This is a genomic window from Massilia sp. (assembly GCF_046293535.1).
In the GTDB taxonomy this organism is placed as follows: Bacteria; Pseudomonadota; Gammaproteobacteria; order Burkholderiales; family Burkholderiaceae_D; genus Telluria.
Window position 1 is genome coordinate 1 of sequence record NZ_JBKBOV010000042.1, and the last position, 16,318, is coordinate 16,318.

A 16,318-nucleotide genomic window follows, 5' to 3' on the forward strand; every position below is an offset into this window, starting at 1 on the left:
CCTGCCCGGCCAGGGCCAGCGCCGCCCAGGCCAGCGTGCGCCCGTCCTGCTCGGCGCCGGCGTCGAGCGCGGCCAGCACCGCCTTGACGCGCGCCGGGGCGGCGCCGGCCATGGCGGCCCAGGCCTGGGTGGCGGCGCCGCCGTCGCCATAGGCGGCGCCGTTCCAGCCGTATTCCTCGGCCTGCGCCTTGAGCGCCAGCGCCGCGCCGCGGCAGGTGGTGGCGAAACCGAAATCGGCGCGCCGGTCGGCCACCTCGGCAAAGCGCTGCAGCACCGCGGCCAGCTGGAAGGCCAGCAGCACGCTTTCGGGCCGGGCGTCCAGCTCCTCTTCGCCCTCGTGCATGCGCGCCTGCCGCAGCGGCATGCCGTGCACCCCGAAGCGCAGGCAGCCACGCAGGCCGTGCACGCACACCTGGTACAGGTCGTCGCGCGCCAGGCGGGTGCCACTGGACGGGTCGCCGCCGGCCGGCTCGCGCAGGATGCCGTAGTCGCCCGTGATGCCGGCGTAGCGGTGCAGCGCATAGGGCAGCCACAGGAAGTCTTCCACCGGCCTGCCTGCGGCGCCGATGTCGGCGCGCGCGGCGCGCAGCAGCGCCTCGCGCAGCACCGCCGGGCTGCCGTGCGCCGCCGCCAGCGCGCCCTGCAGCTGCTGCGCCGGGGTGCCGCCCATGGCGCCGGCCACCGCCGCATAGGGCAGCCAGGCGTTGGCGTACAGGTCGAAGGCGGCATCCGGCGTGGACACGCGCTGGCTGCCGAGCAGCTCGTCCCAGAAGGCGTGCACCTGGCGCAGCGCCAGCGCCGCCGCCTTGGAGCCGCCGTACTGCTGCACCGCGCGGCTCGCCGCCAACGCGTCCGGTCCGGCGACGCCGAGCAGGAACACGAGTTCCAGCGCGGCGCCCGGCGCCAGTTCCACCTGCGCCTGCAGGGCCGCGCAGGGGTCGAGCGCGGCACCATGCGCGCCGGACAGTCCCTTGCGCTCCAGCGCCGCCGGCCGCGCCAGGCTGCGGTGGCGGCCGACGAATTCGCGCCGGTCGCAGGTCGACGCCACCTGGGGCGCATCCAGGTGGAAGAAGCCGAGCCGCTGTTCGCCCGCCCCGCCGAAGCCCTCGCCGAAGGCGTTGCGCGCCACCACCGCGCCGCTGGCCACGTCCACGCTGGTGACGACCTGCTGGGCGGAGCCGGCGGCGGCATCGTCCATCCACCACCGCACATAGCCGGTGACCGACAGGCGGCGCGGCGCGCTGGAGGCGTTGTGCAGCTTGATGACCGCGTACTTCAGCGGCGCACCGGGCGCCACGAAGCAGCGCAGCTCGGAACGGATGCCGTGCGCCACGTGCTCGAACAGCGTATAGCCGAACCCGTGGCGCGTGCGGTAGGGCGCGCCGGACGGCATCGGCCAGGGCGTGGGCGACCAGGCCGCGCCGCTGTCCTCGTCGCGCAGGTAGAAGGCTTCGCCTTGCGGTGCGCTCAAGAGGAGCGTGCGCCGGCCGCACCAGGTGCTGCCGGGACCGCCGTGCGGCACGACGGCGCCGAACCCGCCGTTGGCGAGCGCGTTTTCCCATGGCGCGCCGGCGCCCCCCTCGCTTCCGATGAGCAGTTCGCGCCCGTCCTGGGTGAAGCCGCCGCCGTCCTGGCCGGGCGGAAGCGCCTCGTCATCGCCAAGACGCGCCTCGCTAGTCCAGGCTTGCGGCTGTTCGCGCGGCGCGAAGGGCGCCGGCAGCGCGGGCAGGCCCGGCGCCGCGCGGCGCAGCTGGTCGAGCAGGCTGCCGCGCTCTTCGAGCAGCAGCACCTGCGCCGCCGCGCGCAGCAGGATGCGGTCTTCCTGCGGCACTTCAGGCAGCAGGTGCAGGTGGATGCCCGGCGCGTCGCCTGGCGCCAGCGCCGCCACCTGGTCGAGCACGGCGCGGTCCTCGCACAGCACCAGCACGTCCGCGTCGAAGCCGCGCGCACGCCAGTAGCCGTGCGCCTGCAGGACCTCGCGCGCCAGGGCGCTGTCCGGGCCGGGCTGCAGCACCAGCAGCGGGCGGCTGCCGTCCACGCCGTAGGGGCGCAGGGCGGCGCGCCCGCGCACGTTGCGCTCGATCACGCCGGCCTCGGCCCGCAGGCCGGGCACCGGGTCGAGCAGGCAGCCGGCCAGGCGGTTGTAGAGCTGGGCCTGCGCTTCGCCGATGCCGGCCGCGCGCAGGAAGGCCTGGCCGTGGGTCCATGCCGCCTCCAGCGCCTGCCCCACCGCCTGGGTGCCCGCATAACGCGCGGCCAGCTCGCGCGCGGCGGCGGGGGTCGGGGCCACGCCCAGCATCAGGTCGATGCGCACTTCCTGGCCCGGCGCCAGGGTGATGCCGCGGCGGATCGCCAGCGCCGGCTCGGCCGGCTGCGCCGCTTCGTCGAACGGCGGCAGCGCGGCAAGCGGGTCGCGGCATTCGGCGCTGTATTGCGGCGCGCCCGCCTCGGCGCGCACCGCCATCAGGTGCAGGACGGTCGGCGCGCCCGGTCCCAGGCTGCAGAGCAGGGCCTGGGTCGGCGCATCGATACGCAGCTGCGCCCCCTGCCCCGCGGACGTGCACAGCGCGACCTGGCTCGTCACTTCCAGCGTGCGCGGCGCCGCGCCCGTGTTGTGGATGCGGATGCAGCGCAGCTCGATGTCGTCCTCGGGCGCCACCACCACCTCGCTCACGATCGCCAGCCCGCGCTCTTCGCGGCGGAAGCTGGCGCGCCCCTCCGCGAACACCGCCTCGTAGCGCTGCGGTTCGCCGTGGATGGGCGCCAGCGTGGGCGAGAACAGTTCGCCGGATGCGCTGTCGCGCAGCACGCAGGCCAGGCCGCCCCTGGCGCCGAGCGGGTCCGGCTGCCAGCGGCTCAGGAGCTGTTCGCCCCAGCGGCTGTAGCCGGCACCAATGCTGTCCACCAGCACGTGGTAGCTGCCGTTCGACAGCAGTTGCACATCCGGCGTCGACGCATCCGCGCGGTCGATCACCCGGCCCCGGGCGGACCCCGGGTGCGGCTGCGCGCCGTCCTGGGCCGCCCCGAGGGAGGCGCCGCAAGCGGGCACCGGCTCCTGCAGCAGCGGCAGGGCCGCGCGCAGTTCGGGATCGAGGCTGAAGCGGCGCTGCATCGGCGCCCCGTGCAGCACTTGCAGCAGCGCGAGCAGGCCCATGCCCTGGTGGCGCGCGACGACCGTGCGCACCACGTGGCGGCGCTCGCCGTGCGGCAGCCTGCCCGGGGTATGGTCGACCGCATCGTAAAAGCCGTAGTCGCCGGCCAGGCCCTCGTTCGCCATGCGCTCCAGGTTGCCGAGGGCCAGGGCCGGCGCCACCGGCAAGGCCAGCATGGCGGCATGGGGCGCCGCCACCAGGCCCGCATCCTGGCTGCGCTCCAGGCTGGCTGCGGGAATGCCGAAGCGGCCGGACTGGAACAGCAGCTGGGCGTCCACCGCGTTGCAGCTCGACTCGGAAAAGCCCCAGGGCATGTCGTGACGCGCGCCATGCGCCGCCTGGGCGCGCACGGCGGCGCGGCCGGCGTGGTCGAGCAGGGTCTCGCGCCACGTGGGCATCAGGAGCTGCGGCGCCAGATAGTCCGACAGGCTGCCCGTGCGCGACAGCAGCAGCTGCTCCGCCCCGGCGATGCGCAGCGGCCGCCCCAGTGCCCACCAGTGGCGCTGCCCGAGCTGGCCCTGCGCCACCGCCAGGAAGCTGGCCATGCGGCCCTCGGCAGCCAGGAGGTCGCAGCTGGCGCCGTCCAGGCGCCCGTCGCGCACGTGGCAGGCGGCCGCCAGCAGGCCGGTCTCGGGCGAAAGCAGCGCGCCGAAATCCATGTCGGAGAACTCGCGCGCCTGGCCGGCGAGGCGGGCGCACTCGGCCAGCAGCTTCTGCGCGTGCTGGCGCCCTTCGCGCACCAGCCTCACCAGGCCGTGGTGGCTGCCGGCAGGCGCTTCCAGCGTGGCCAGTTCGCGCAGCGTCGGGATACGCGTCAGGCTGGCCTCGAGCACGTATTCCTGCTCGGCGCGCATCCACGGCGCCAGCGCCAGCAACTCGTCCTGCTGCGCATGGCATTGCGCGGCCAGGCGCGCCGCCCAGCCGCGCAGCGCGGCATCAGCGGTTTCCGGCAGGCCGGCTTCCAGCGCATCGGCGGCGGCGGCCACGTGGCGCAGGCACTCGGACAGCCCCGGCAAGGTGTCGGCCGCGCGGCAACGCTGCGGGTCGAGCGCGCCCCAGACCTCGGCCACCATCGCGCGCACGCCGTGCGCCTGGTGCTGGACCAGTTCGTCCACCACGTGCACGGTCGCGCGGATCCCGTCCAGGACCGGCGGCCCGGCAAGCTTCGCATCCGGCAGTTCGTCCAGCCCGACGGCGAGAACGCGCAGGCCGAGCGCCAGCCAGCCGCTGTCCCGGGTCGACACGCAGGCCGGCTCGACCGGCGCCAGGGTGGCGTTGTCGTAGGCGGCCAGGAAGTGGCCCTGCCAGCGCTCGAGCAGGGCCATCGAGGCCAGCGAGGCATCCAGGCGCCGCAGCAGCTCGCCCGGGGCGATGAAACCGAGATCGCGCGCCGCCAGCGTGGACAGCAGGAAGATCGAGATGCCGCCCGGGGTGGTGCGGGCATCGACCAGCGGATGGGGATGCTCCTGCACGCTTTCCGGCGGCAGCCAGTTGCCGGCCGGGCCAGCGTGGTCCTCGAAGAAGCTCCAGCTGCGCCGCGCGAGGCGCTGCAGGCCGGCCAGGCGCGCCGCCGGCAGGCGCACCTGCGCGCGTTGCGGCAGGCTGGTCCACCAGGCCAGCAGCGGCGACAGGAACCACACCAGCAGGACCGGCGCCGCCGTGAACAGGGAATACGGGTTGGCGAAGGTCAGCAGCAGGCTGGTCGCCACCGCCAGCGCCGGCGCGAACCACATGGTGAGCCAGTTGTTGGCCACCACCCGGGCGGGCCGCGCCAGCGCCGCAGGGCGCCATTCCAGCTGGCGCCGGCGCGACACCCGGCTGCGCCACAGCGCGCGCACCACGGCGTCGAGCTGGCACCAGGCCGCATGCGGCAGGAAGCTGGTGGCCAGCGCCGCGCGCACCAGCGGCACGCGCGCGCCGCGCGCCCAGCTGTCGAGGTGCTGGCGCCAGGGCGCATCGTGGGAACGGTCGACCAGCGCCACCAAGCTGCCCAGCAGGGCCGGCAGGAAGAACACCGACAGCACCACGGCGGTCCAGAACGCGGGCGCCGCCAGCCGGCTCCAGCACAGGACCAGCAGCGCCGCCAGCGCTGGCGCCACCAGGCTGTCGCGCAGGGTATCGAACAGCTGCCAGCGGGCGCCGGCGGTCATCGGGTTGGCTTCGCGCTCGCCCCTGGCCTTGCCGATGCGCGGGCGTATCCAGCCCGCCGCCTGCCAGGCCGTCCGCACCGCGCGGTGGCGGCGCACGGCATGTTCGCCGTAGCTGCCGGGGAGCGCTTCGGCGAGCCTGGTCTCGCAATCGCGCTGCGCATGCAGGCAGCCTTCGTCGACGATGCCCGGCGCCGGCAAGGCGTCGTCGGGCAGGCGGCCGCGCAGCACCCGTTCGTAGGCATCCACCTCGTAGATCGCGGACCAGCCGAACATGCCCTGCGCTTCGCCTTCACGTACGGCCAGGCCGGCGGCCCAGGTGCCGGGGGCTTCGAGCCACATGCGCTGGTAGCGGCAGGCCTGCGGGCCGGGCAAGGCGCCGCCGACCGCCGGACGCAGCATGGCATGCCCTTCGGCCACGCGGGTGCCGCCGGCATCCAGGGCGGGCTGGTTGAGCGGATGGGCCATGGCGCCGACCAGGCGGCGCGCCGCGTCGCGTGGCAGGTCGGTGGCGGCGTCGAGCGTGATCACGTAGCGCATCTCGGCCAGCCCGGCCGCGTTGCCGGCCACTGTCGCGAAGCGCTCGCGCCCGGTACCGGCCAGGAAGGCGTTCAGGTCGGCCAATTGGCCACGGCGCCGCGCGCGTCCGATCCATGCGTGCTCGCCCTCGCTCCAGGTCCGTGGACGCTGCAGCAGCAGGAAGGGTTCGACCCGCACCCGGCTTGTCGCGGGCTGGCCGTCTTCGTCGAGCGTGGGAAAGGCATGGTCGCGCGCATGCTTGCGGTTGAGTGCGTCGATGGCGGCGGCGGCATGCGCCACCAGCGCCTCGTCGCCCGCCATGGCCTCGAGCCGGGCGTCGTACAGGTCGGCCAGCAGGCAGAAGCGCAGGCGCGGATCGCGGTTGGCCAGGTAGCGCACTTCGAGGTCGCGGCACAGGGTATCGACCTGGGCGCTGTTGACCAGGTGCGCCGACACGGCCACCAGGGCCTGTTCGCCGGCCGGGATGCCGTCGCCGAAGTCCATGCGCGGCGTCGGGCTTGGGTTGGCCAGCCAGGCCGCCATCATGTCGACCAGCGAGCGCGCCAGGCCGCTCGCGCCGACCAGCGCGAGCAGTCCGATCAGCACCTGCAGCCCCGCGCCGGCGCCCTGCTGGCGTGCGGCGACGACGACCGCCGCCGCGAACAGCAATGTAAACAGGCTCACGCCGGCGATGCGGGCCGCCAGCGGGGCGTGGCGCAGGCGCTGTCCCAGGCCCGCGGCCAGGCCGGGTTGTGGCTGCAGCCGCGCTTCCAGCGCCGGCAGGCCCGGACCGGCCAGGTAGTAGCCGATGTGGCGGCGGCGTGCGTCCAGCCCGCCCTCGCCCGGCGTCAGGTTCCGGCCCGCAAGCGCCAGCGCCTCCTGCGCCACCTCGGCCTCGCTGCGTCCGCTGCGGCGCGCCAGCTTTTCGACGGCGAGGCGGTACAGGTCGCGGGTGGCGCCGTCCATGCGCGGATAGCTGCCGTCCGGGTCGGCACGCAGGATGGGTTCGACGCTGCTGGCACCCTCGAGCAGCTCGCGCCAGTCGATCCCGCCGAGCAGGCGCAGGCTGGCCAGGGTGTTCGCCACCCGCGTGCCGTCCGCCGCCATGGCGTCGCGCTCGGCCGCGACCATCTGGCCGATGCCGGACCCCTGGTCCGCCAGGCGCGCATCGATCCAGGCCAGCGCTTGGGCGACCACCGGCCCCTGCCCTTGCAGGCGGCGCGCCAGTTCCGCCACGAAGCTGCCGCCCAGCGGCTCCACCTCGCGCGCCATGTCCGCCACCAGCAGGACCAGGTCGCCGGAGCGGTGCGCGGCGCTGTCGAGCAGCCTGCCGGCCCAGGCGGCGGCGAGGATGCGTTCCTCGCAGGCGCGGGCGGCGCGCACGGCCACCTGGCGCAAGCCGTCGAGCAGCGCCAGGCGCAAGGCGGCGGGAAACAGGCGCAGCTCGGCCAGTCGCAAGGGAGCCTTGTGCTGGAAGGTGGCGAGCAGGCTTGCCAGGCTGGCGCGTTCGAGGCGGCCGTCGTCGCGGCCCGCCGCGTCGCGCGCCAGCGCCAGGATGCGGACCTGGCCGGCATGGACCGGCAGCGCGCCGCGGTCGTGCAGGCCGAAGGCGGCCTGCACCTGGCGCAGCTGGGCGTCGATCAGGGGGCTGTTGTCGAGGATGACGCCGGCGGCGGGCGGCAATTCGCTGCCCTCGCGGCGAGCGCGCTCGAGCGCGTCGCAGGCGGCGTCGAGTGCGCCGGCCAGTTCGGCCAGCTGCGCCCGCAGGCCGAGCGCGCCGTCATCGCGCGCATTGCTCGTGACTGCGGCGGCGCCGGATTCAGCCTTCGGGTTCTTCTCTTGCTTCAACAGGGACCTCGACACAGAGGCGCGCGCTGTCGACCGCTGGCGCGCAGCGCGCCTGAAGCAGGTCGATGGGAAGGGAAACGCAGGGCGCGCACGGCCACCGCCATGCTAGAAGAAGCCAGCGGTAGCTACTGTGCGGTGGCGTACACAGGCGCGGGTTTCAACCCGCCAGTGCCAGCCCGCCAGCCACGTGCCAGGACTGGGCATGGCCGAGGCGGCGCAGCAGGCGCGCGGCGCGGGCGCTGCGGTTGCCGCTGCGGCACAGGAACACCAGCGGCCGCGGTTCGCGCAGCCAGTGCGCCGCCTGGCCGGCCAGTTGCGACAGCGGCACGTGCTGCGCGCTGCGTCCATGCAGCTGCGCACAGGCCGCCGCGTGCTCCGGCAGCTCGCGCACGTCGACCAGCAGGGCGTCGGGGTGGGCCGCGAGATAGGCGGCGGCGGTGGTCGGGTCGAGGTCGATGCCCTCGTCCGGCAGCGCAGCGGCGCCGGGGCGCGACACCGCGGGTTCGCCGATCCGGTGGCAGCACAGGGCATCGAGGCCCTCATGCGCGGGTGCCGCGCCGAACACGAAGCGCACCGCGCCAGGGTCCAGCACGCCGCTTTCCGGACGCCCCAGCAGGTAGCCGTCGCCGGCTTTCGCCAGCACGTCCCGGCCCAGCGCGATGGCGTCGAGCATCCGGCCGCCGAACCGCACCTGCTGCGCCCCGCCCGGCCAGCCCGGACGCGCGCCGAGGATGTCGCACAGCGCATCGGCGCCGGCGGCGCCGTGGCCGGTGGCGAAACAGGCCAGCAGGCGGCAATCGCGCGTGCCCAGGTCGGCGGCGATCCGCGCCGCCAGCGCTTCCGGCGGGTCGATCGCGATGCAGTGGCGGCCCTCGTCGTCGAACAGCAGCCAGCCGCTGGCGCCGCCCGCCTCCAGCTGCTGCAGGCGCGCCGCCGGCCTTGCCTGCGCCAGCGCGCGGCCGCAGTGCACGATCCGGGCGCAGGCCGCATCGATGAAGGCGTCGTCCGCCAGCGGGCCGAAGGACAAGCGCACGGCCGACGCGCTGCGCGCCGGGGGCACGCCCATCGCATCGAGCACGTAGCTGGGCGCCGCCTTGGCGGCCGAACAGGCCGACCCCGCGCTGACGCGCACGCCGGCGGCGTCGAACAGGTCGAGCAGTTCCTTGCTGCCCAGGCCCGGCACCGAGAAGTTCAGCGTGGTCGGCAGCGCGTGCTCGAGCGGGGCGTTGAACACCAGGCCGGGGAAGGCTTGGCGCAGGGCCGCCACCAGACGGTCGCGGTAGCCGCGCATCTGCGCGTGGCTGCAAAAGCGCGTGCCCTCCTCCAGCGCGCCGAGCACCGCCCCGAGGGCGGCGATGCCGGCCATGTTCTCGGTGCCGGAGCGCTGCCCGGCTTCCTGGCCGCCGCCGCACATCAACGGCGTGTAGGGCGCGCCTTCGCGCACGTACAGCAGGCCCACGCCCTTCGGCGCATACAGCTTGTGGCCCGAGAAGGGCGCATAGTCGATGCGGGTGGCGTCGAGCGCCAGCGGGAGTTTGCCGAGCGCCTGCACGCAGTCGACCATCCACAGCGCCGGGCTGTCGGTGTCAAGCAGCACGCGCGCGATGCCGCCCAGGTCGGAGACGACCCCGGTTTCGTTGTTGGCGGCCATGGTGCAGACAAAAGCGGCGCGCGGCGCCAGTTCGCGCAGCACCTCCAGGCGATGGTGGCCGTCGCCGTCGACCGGCAGCGCGCGCAATTCCAGCCCGGTGCCGAGCAGGCGGTTCCAGTGCGCCAGGCTTTCCGGCACCGCCTTGTGTTCGGTGGCGCCGTAGAGCAGCAGGTCGCCGCAGGCTTCGCCGCGCGCACGCCGCTCGCGCACGGCGCACAGGGCCGACAGCACCGCGGTCTGGATGCCCTCGGTGGCGCCGCTGGTGAACATCACCCTCCCCTCGGCGGCGCCCAGCACCCGGCGCGCGCGCGCGCGCGTGGCTTCGAGCAGGGCCTTGGCGCGCAGGCCGCAGGCGTGGCTGCTGCTCGGGTTCCCGAAACAGGCCTGCATGCTGCCGAGCGCCGCTTCGATGGCTTCCGGGAGGACCGGCGAGGTGGCGTTGGCGTCGAGGTAGACTTCGTTGTTCATCATCACATTACAAAAAAGTAATTAGTTGCTGCGGATCGTGTTATTGTTGATGAGTATGTTACGGAGTCGCGCCGGTAAACATATACTAATTTATCCGCGTCATGGCGCGAAATTGGCATATACGTTCTTGATATACCGATATAGTGAAAATGAACTCACTCGACAAGTTTGATTGCGCCATTCTTGCCGCATTGCAGGCGGATGCCACCCTCTCCATTTCCGGCCTCAGCGAAAAGGTCGGCCTCTCCAGCACGCCCTGCTGGAAACGCGTCAAGCGCCTGGAGGAAGAGGGCTATATCGAAAGCCGGGTCAGCATCGTCAACCGCGAGAAGGTCGGGCTGCCGGTAACGGTATTCGTCAGCGTGCGCACCACCGAACACGACGAAAAATGGCTGGCGCGCTTCGCCGCGGCCGTGGTCGCGCTGCCGGAAGTGCTCGAATTCCACCGCATGAGCGGCGACGTCGACTACCTGCTCAAGGTCGTCACCACCGACATCGCGGGCTACGACCGCTTCTACAAGAAGCTGATCAAGACGGCGCGCCTGACCGGCGTGTCCTCGGCCTTCTCGATGGAGCAGATCAAGTGCACCACGGCGCTGCCGCTGGAATTGATCTCGCACGGGCTGGCGGCGTAAGCTTGTAAGCACACGTTGCGCTGCTTAACCGGCGCCGGGTTTCATGTCATGATGGCGTCCGTTTCGAACATAACGGAGACCCAGGGAATGCCATCCAAACTGCACATGGCGCCGCTCGCGCTGGTCGCGCTGCTCGCCATCGACGTCAATACCGCCAACGCCGCCGAACAGGTCGTCAAGATCGGCGTCAGCGGCCCGCTGTCCGGTTCCAACGCCTTTGCCGGCAAGGACAACGAAAACGGCGTGCGCCTCGCCATCGAAGAACTCAACGCGCAAAAGCTCCAGGTCGGCGGCAAGACGATTCGCTTCGAGCTGCAGTCCGAAGACGACCAGGGCGACCCCAAGCAGGGTGTCAACGTGGCGCAGAAATTCGCCGACGCCAAGGTGAAGTTCGTGCTCGGCCCGTACAACTCGGGCGTGGCCATTCCCGCCTCGCGCGTCTACAACGACAACGGCATCCTGATGTCGACCGTCGGCACCAATCCCAAGATCACGCAAGCCGGCTACCCGACCGTGTTCCGCATCGTCGCCAGCGACACCCAGGTGGGCGGCTCGGTGGCGGCCTACGCGGCCAAGGAGCTGAAGGTCAAGAACGTCGGCGTCATCGACGACCGCACCGCCTTCGGCCAGGGCGTCGCCATGGAGTTCAAGCGCCAGGCGACGGCCAACGGCATGAAGGTCGCCGGCCACGAATACACCACCGACAAGGCGACCGACTTTGCCGCCATCCTCACCTCGCTCAAGGCCAAGCGCGTGGATGCCGTCTTCTTCGGCGGCTACGCCCCGCAGGCCGCGCCGATGGCGCGCCAGATGAAGGCGCTCGGCCTGAACGTGCCGCTGCTGGGCGGCGACACCCTGTGCAGCCCCGAAATGGCCAAGCTGGGCGGCCCGGCGGTCGGCGAGAACGTGCGCTGCGCCCAGGCCGGCGCCATCGTCGCCAAGCAGCCGGGCGGCCCGGCCTTCATCAATGCGTACAAGGCGCGCTTCAAGCGCGATCCGGACGTGTATGCGCCTTCGTTCTATGACCAGACCAAGTTCATCGCCCAGGCCATGAAGTCGGCCAATTCGATCGACGCGGCCAAGGTCGGCGCGGCCATGCACAGCATCAGCTACCAGGGCGTGGTCGGCACCTACGGCTATGACCCGAAGGGCAACCTGAAGAAGACGGCCGTCACGGTCTACACTTTCAAGAACGGCGCCTTGACGCCGCTGGCCAGCTACTGATTCGCAAGGAAACACCATGAACGCACGCTTCAAGCCGGCATGGCCCGCCACTGCGGCCGTGGCCGCGCTGCTGGCCTGCGGGCCGGCGGCAGCGGCCCAGGTCGACGCACCCAAGCCCGCCGCTGCCGCCGCGACCCAGGAAAGCCGCCAGCTCAATACCCTGGCCGACGAGTACTACAATCGCTGGCACGTTTCGAGCCGGTATGGGCCACCGAGAACGGCGACAGCCGCTTCAACGACAAGCTCGGCCTGTCGATCTCGCCCAAGCTGCGCGAGCAGCAGTTCGCGCTCTACCGCGGCTACCTCAAACGCTTGTCGAACATCCCGCGCGAGCGCCTGGGAGGGCGCGACCAGACCAGCTACGACATCCTCAAGTTCGAGCTCGACAGCGCGCTGCGCCTGGCCGCCTTCCCGGAACACCTGATCCCGATCGACCAGATGATCAGCATGCCGGTGATCCTGGCGAACTACGCCGGCGGCCAGGGCGCCCAGCCCCTGAATACCGTGCGCGACTACCGCGCCTACCTGAGCCGGCTGGCCCAGCTGGTGCCGCACATCGACCAGTCGATCACGAACATGCGCGAAGGGGTCAAGCGCGGCGTGGTGCAGCCGCGCGAGCCGATGCAGTCCGCCCTGCCGCAATTCAAACAGCTGGTGGCGGGCAAGACCGAAGATAGCATCTTCTACACGCCGATCAAGAACATGCCGGCCAGCTTCACGGCCGCCGAGAAGCGCAGCCTGACGCAGGCCTACCGCAAGACGATCGCCAACAAACTGAATCCCGCGCTCAAGCGCCTGGCGACCTACCTGGAAAAGGACTACCTGCCGAAGACGCGCACCAGCGCCGGCTGGAACGCCCTGCCGGATGGCGCCGCCTGGTACGCCGCGCGCGTGGCGGCGATGACCACCACCAGCCTCACGCCCGACCAGATCCACGAGATCGGCCTGAAGGAAGTGGCGCGCATCCAGGGCGAATACGCCGTGACCGGCCCGAAGATGGGCTATACCGGCCCGGCGGCCGGCCTGCCGCGCTGGGTGGCCCAGCAGCCGAAGTACAAGCCCTTCACCTCGGACCAGCAGGTCATCGACGTGTACCGCGAGCTGGACACCAAGGTGCGCGCCAAGCTGCCGGCGCTGTTCACCCTGATGCCGAAGGCGCCGCTCGACCTGAAACTGGAGCCGGAACTGTCGCGCGCCACCGCCTCGGACCATTACACCCCGCCGGCCGCGGACGGCTCGCGCCCGGGCGTGTTCTGGTCGGTGGTGAACGATCCGAAGCAGTACGGCAGCACCGGCATGGTCACGCTCTACCTGCACGAAGGCCAGCCGGGCCACCACTTCCACATCGCGCTGGTGCAGGAACTGGGCCTGCCGAACTTCCGCAAGTTCGGCGGCAACAACGCCTTCACCGAAGGCTGGGCGCTGTATGCCGAGACCCTGGGCAAGGAGATGGGCCTGTTCGAGAAGCCGGAGGATTACTTCGGCCACCTGAACGACGAGATGCTGCGCGCGGCGCGCCTGGTGGTGGATACCGGCCTGCACGCCAAGGGCTGGAGCCGCGAGCGGGCCATCCAGTATTTCCAGGACACGCTGGGCTACTCGGAGCACGAGGCGCGCGCGCAGATCGAGCGCTACATGGTGTGGCCGGGCCAGGCGCTGGGCTACAAGATCGGCTCGCTGAAGATCATGGAGCTGAGGAAGCGCGCACAAAGCGCCTTGGGCGAGAAATTCAGCCTGCCGAAGTTCCACGAGATCGTGCTGGGCGAAGGCACGCTGCCGCTGGCGGTGCTGGAGGCGAAAGTGGATCGCTGGATTGCGGAGTCGAAGTAAATACCGCTTGAACAGTAATGAAACCGGGGCTCGCCCCGGTTTTTTTTTGCCCGCTCGAGTACGGTCCTCTGTGGAACAACTAACATCTCCGGGTCGAAGCAGGTGCGAAGACGCCACAGCCGCGCACGCGATGGAAACGAAATACGCCTGCTTGTGCTGCAAAAACCTTATAGTGTTGAGATGCAATTCAACTAATGGACTGTTCTGGCTTCTCAGGTCAAACGTGTGCGTCCTTGCGTGGAAAACAGTGTAGGCTACACCGATATTATTGCCGCACGGAAATGGAGTGGTGCTTTTGACAAATTGCATATTTGTAAGGGACAATGTTGCAGTAACTTGACATAAATGCACGAAACGCAACATTTTTAGGCAGTTGAACTGTGACCCAAGCTTCCAAGCACCTGCACCCATCCGGAACGCACAACAGTAAGAAGTAAGAGCAGATGACCCTCAAGATCCTTACCGTCTTCGGCACCCGGCCGGAGGCGATCAAAATGGTGTCGGTGGTGCGCGAACTTGCCGCCGCAACCGATTTCGACGTTAAAGTCTGTGTCACCGCCCAGCACCGGTCCATGCTGGACCAGGTACTCGAGCTGTTTGCGATCAAGCCTGATTTCGATCTCGACATCATGACACCCGGGCAAGACCTGTCCGATATCACAAGCAAAGTCCTGGCCGGGATGCGCACGGTGCTGCGGGAGTGGCGACCGGATTACGTGCTCGTGCATGGCGATACCACCACGACCATGGCCACCAGCCTGGCGGCGTATTACGAACGGATCGCTGTCGGCCACGTCGAAGCGGGCCTGCGCACCGGGAATATCTATTCGCCCTGGCCGGAAGAAATCAACCGCAAGCTGACCGGGGCGATCGCCAAGGTGCATTTCGCGCCGACCGAGCATGCGAAACAGAACCTGCTCAAGGAAGGTGTTCCCGCCAAAAATATTTGCGTGACCGGCAATACCGTCGTCGACGCCCTGCTCGACGTGGTCCGGCGCCTGGAAACCGACGGGGCGCTCCGGCGCCAGATGGAATCGCAGTTCAGCTTCCTCGACAGCAAGAAAAAACTGGTGCTGGTCACCGGCCACCGCCGCGAAAACTTCGGCAGCGGCTTCGAAAACATCTGCCATGCCTTGAACGAGATCAGCCAGCTCGACGACGTCGAGGTGCTGTACCCGGTACACCTGAATCCGAACGTGCAGGAACCGGTACAGCGCATCCTGAAGGGCAATCCCCACATCCACCTGATCGATCCGGTCGGCTACCTGCCTTTCGTCTACCTGATGAACCGCGCCTCGATCCTGCTGACCGACTCCGGCGGCATCCAGGAAGAAGCGCCGTCCCTGGGCAAGCCGGTGCTGGTCATGCGCGACACCACCGAGCGTCCCGAGGCCGTGGCCGCGGGCACCGTGCGCCTGGTCGGCACCTCGGTCCGTTCGATCGTCGACGGCACCCGCATCCTGCTGAGCGACGCCGCCGAATACTCCCGGATGAGCAACGCCGCCAATCCCTACGGCGACGGCACGTCCGCTTTGCAAATCGTAAACTTTTTGAGGGAAAATCATGAGCAGCTCGTTTGATACTATCGCAATGATCGGCTTGGGATACATCGGTCTCCCAACGGCTGCCATGTTTGCTTCACGCAAGAAGAACGTCATCGGCGTCGACATCAACCAGCACGCGGTCGACACCATCAACGGCGGCCACACCCATATCGTCGAACCCGACCTCGACATGATCGTCAGCGCCGCGGTCAACCAGGGCTACCTCAGGGCCACGACCACGGTGCAGGCTGCCGATGCCTTCCTGATCGCGGTGCCGACGCCGTTCCACGACGATCACGAGCCGGACCTGACCTATGTCGAGGCGGCGGCGCGCTCGATCGCGCCGGTGCTGAAAAAAGGCGACCTGGTCATCCTCGAATCGACCTCGCCGGTCGGCACGACCGAAAAGCTGGCAGGCTGGCTGGCCGAAGAGCGTCCCGACCTGAAGATTCCCCAGGGCCCGAACGACACGGCCGACATCAACCTCGCCTATTGCCCCGAGCGCGTGCTGCCCGGCAAGGTCATTCACGAACTGGTCTCGAACGACCGCATCATCGGCGGCATCACCAGGCAGTGCTCGCAGCGCGCCATCGAGCTGTACCAGACCTTCGTGCAGGGCGAGTGCATCGAGACCAATTCGCGCACCGCGGAAATGTGCAAGCTGACCGAAAACTCCTTCCGCGACGTGAACATCGCCTTCGCGAACGAACTGTCGATCATCTGCGGCAAGCTGGGCATCGACGTGTGGGAACTGATCGCGCTGGCCAACCGCCACCCGCGCGTCAACGTGCTGCGTCCGGGTCCGGGCGTGGGCGGACACTGCATCGCCGTGGACCCGTGGTTCATCGTGCACAGCGCGCCGGAAGAGGCGAAGCTGATCAAGTCGGCGCGCGAGGTCAACGACCACAAGCCGCACTGGGTGCTGGAGAACGTCAAGCAGGAAATCGACCGCTTCCTGGCCGCCCATCCGGGCCGCCAGGAATCCGATGTGACGATCGCCTGCTTCGGCCTGGCCTTCAAGCCGGACATCGACGACCTGCGCGAAAGCCCGGCACTGGACATCGTGGCGGCCATCACGTCGGCGCACAGCTGCCGCGTCATCGTGGTCGAACCGAACATCTCGGCGCTGCCGGCCAGCCTCGACAAGGGCGAACTGCGCACGCCGCAGGATGCGCTGGCGCGCTCGCAGATCGCCGTCATGCTGGTCAACCACAAGCCTTTCCTGGCCCTCAAGCCGGAACTGTTCGAAGGCAAGGTCGTCATCGATACCTGCGGGTTCGCCAGCACCCGCAAGTAAGTC

At 70.1% G+C, this 16,318-nt stretch carries 7 protein-coding genes; 5 read left to right on the top strand and 2 right to left on the bottom strand.

All coding sequences use genetic code 11. The features are described from left to right. Together ACK4S9_RS18700 and ACK4S9_RS18705 are read right to left on the bottom strand one after the other, a co-directional pair. The coding region (locus tag ACK4S9_RS18700) for a glucoamylase family protein (protein WP_409728766.1) at positions 1-7,666 on the bottom strand (7,666 nt) is incomplete at its 3' end. Between the two features lie 157 nt (positions 7,667-7,823). Further along, entirely contained in the window at positions 7,824-9,788 is a 1,965-nt protein-coding gene (locus ACK4S9_RS18705; RefSeq protein ID WP_409728769.1) for an aminotransferase class V-fold PLP-dependent enzyme, read from the bottom strand. A gap of 146 nt (positions 9,789-9,934) precedes the next feature. On the opposite strand from ACK4S9_RS18705, the gene ACK4S9_RS18710 reads away from it, so the two are divergent. The 5 genes from ACK4S9_RS18710 (at position 9,935) to wecC (ending at position 16,315) form a co-directional block, all read left to right on the top strand. Next, on the top strand, positions 9,935-10,420 hold the full coding sequence (locus ACK4S9_RS18710) for an Lrp/AsnC family transcriptional regulator (protein WP_409728772.1): 486 nt from the start codon (positions 9,935-9,937) through the stop codon (positions 10,418-10,420). Positions 10,421-10,507: 87 nt separating this feature from the next. Beyond that, entirely contained in the window at positions 10,508-11,644 is a 1,137-nt protein-coding gene (locus tag ACK4S9_RS18715) for a branched-chain amino acid ABC transporter substrate-binding protein (RefSeq protein WP_409728775.1), read from the top strand. Positions 11,645-11,683: 39 nt separating this feature from the next. Next, a complete protein-coding gene (locus tag ACK4S9_RS18720; RefSeq protein ID WP_409728778.1) occupies positions 11,684-13,474 on the top strand; it encodes a DUF885 domain-containing protein in 1,791 nt (596 codons plus the stop codon). 443 nt (positions 13,475-13,917) lie between these two features. Continuing rightward, on the top strand, positions 13,918-15,054 hold the full coding sequence (gene wecB / locus ACK4S9_RS18725) for a non-hydrolyzing UDP-N-acetylglucosamine 2-epimerase (protein WP_409728781.1): 1,137 nt from the start codon (positions 13,918-13,920) through the stop codon (positions 15,052-15,054). After that, complete coding sequence (gene wecC, locus ACK4S9_RS18730) at positions 15,038-16,315, top strand: UDP-N-acetyl-D-mannosamine dehydrogenase (RefSeq protein WP_409728784.1); 1,278 nt, start codon at positions 15,038-15,040, stop codon at positions 16,313-16,315. The genes wecB and wecC overlap by 17 nt, the downstream gene beginning before the upstream one ends. The last annotated feature ends 3 nt before the right edge of the window (positions 16,316-16,318 follow it).

Excerpts from the sequence above, each read along its gene's own strand:
- ACK4S9_RS18705 (WP_409728769.1), bottom strand. The coding sequence starts at position 9,788 with ATGATGAACAACGAAGTCTACCTCGACGCCAACGCCACCTCGCCGGTC.
- ACK4S9_RS18710 (WP_409728772.1), top strand. The coding sequence starts at position 9,935 with ATGAACTCACTCGACAAGTTTGATTGCGCCATTCTTGCCGCATTGCAG.
- ACK4S9_RS18715 (WP_409728775.1), top strand. The coding sequence starts at position 10,508 with ATGCCATCCAAACTGCACATGGCGCCGCTCGCGCTGGTCGCGCTGCTC.
- ACK4S9_RS18720 (WP_409728778.1), top strand. The coding sequence starts at position 11,684 with ATGGCCCGCCACTGCGGCCGTGGCCGCGCTGCTGGCCTGCGGGCCGGC.
- wecB (WP_409728781.1), top strand. The coding sequence starts at position 13,918 with ATGACCCTCAAGATCCTTACCGTCTTCGGCACCCGGCCGGAGGCGATC.
- wecC (WP_409728784.1), top strand. The coding sequence starts at position 15,038 with ATGAGCAGCTCGTTTGATACTATCGCAATGATCGGCTTGGGATACATC.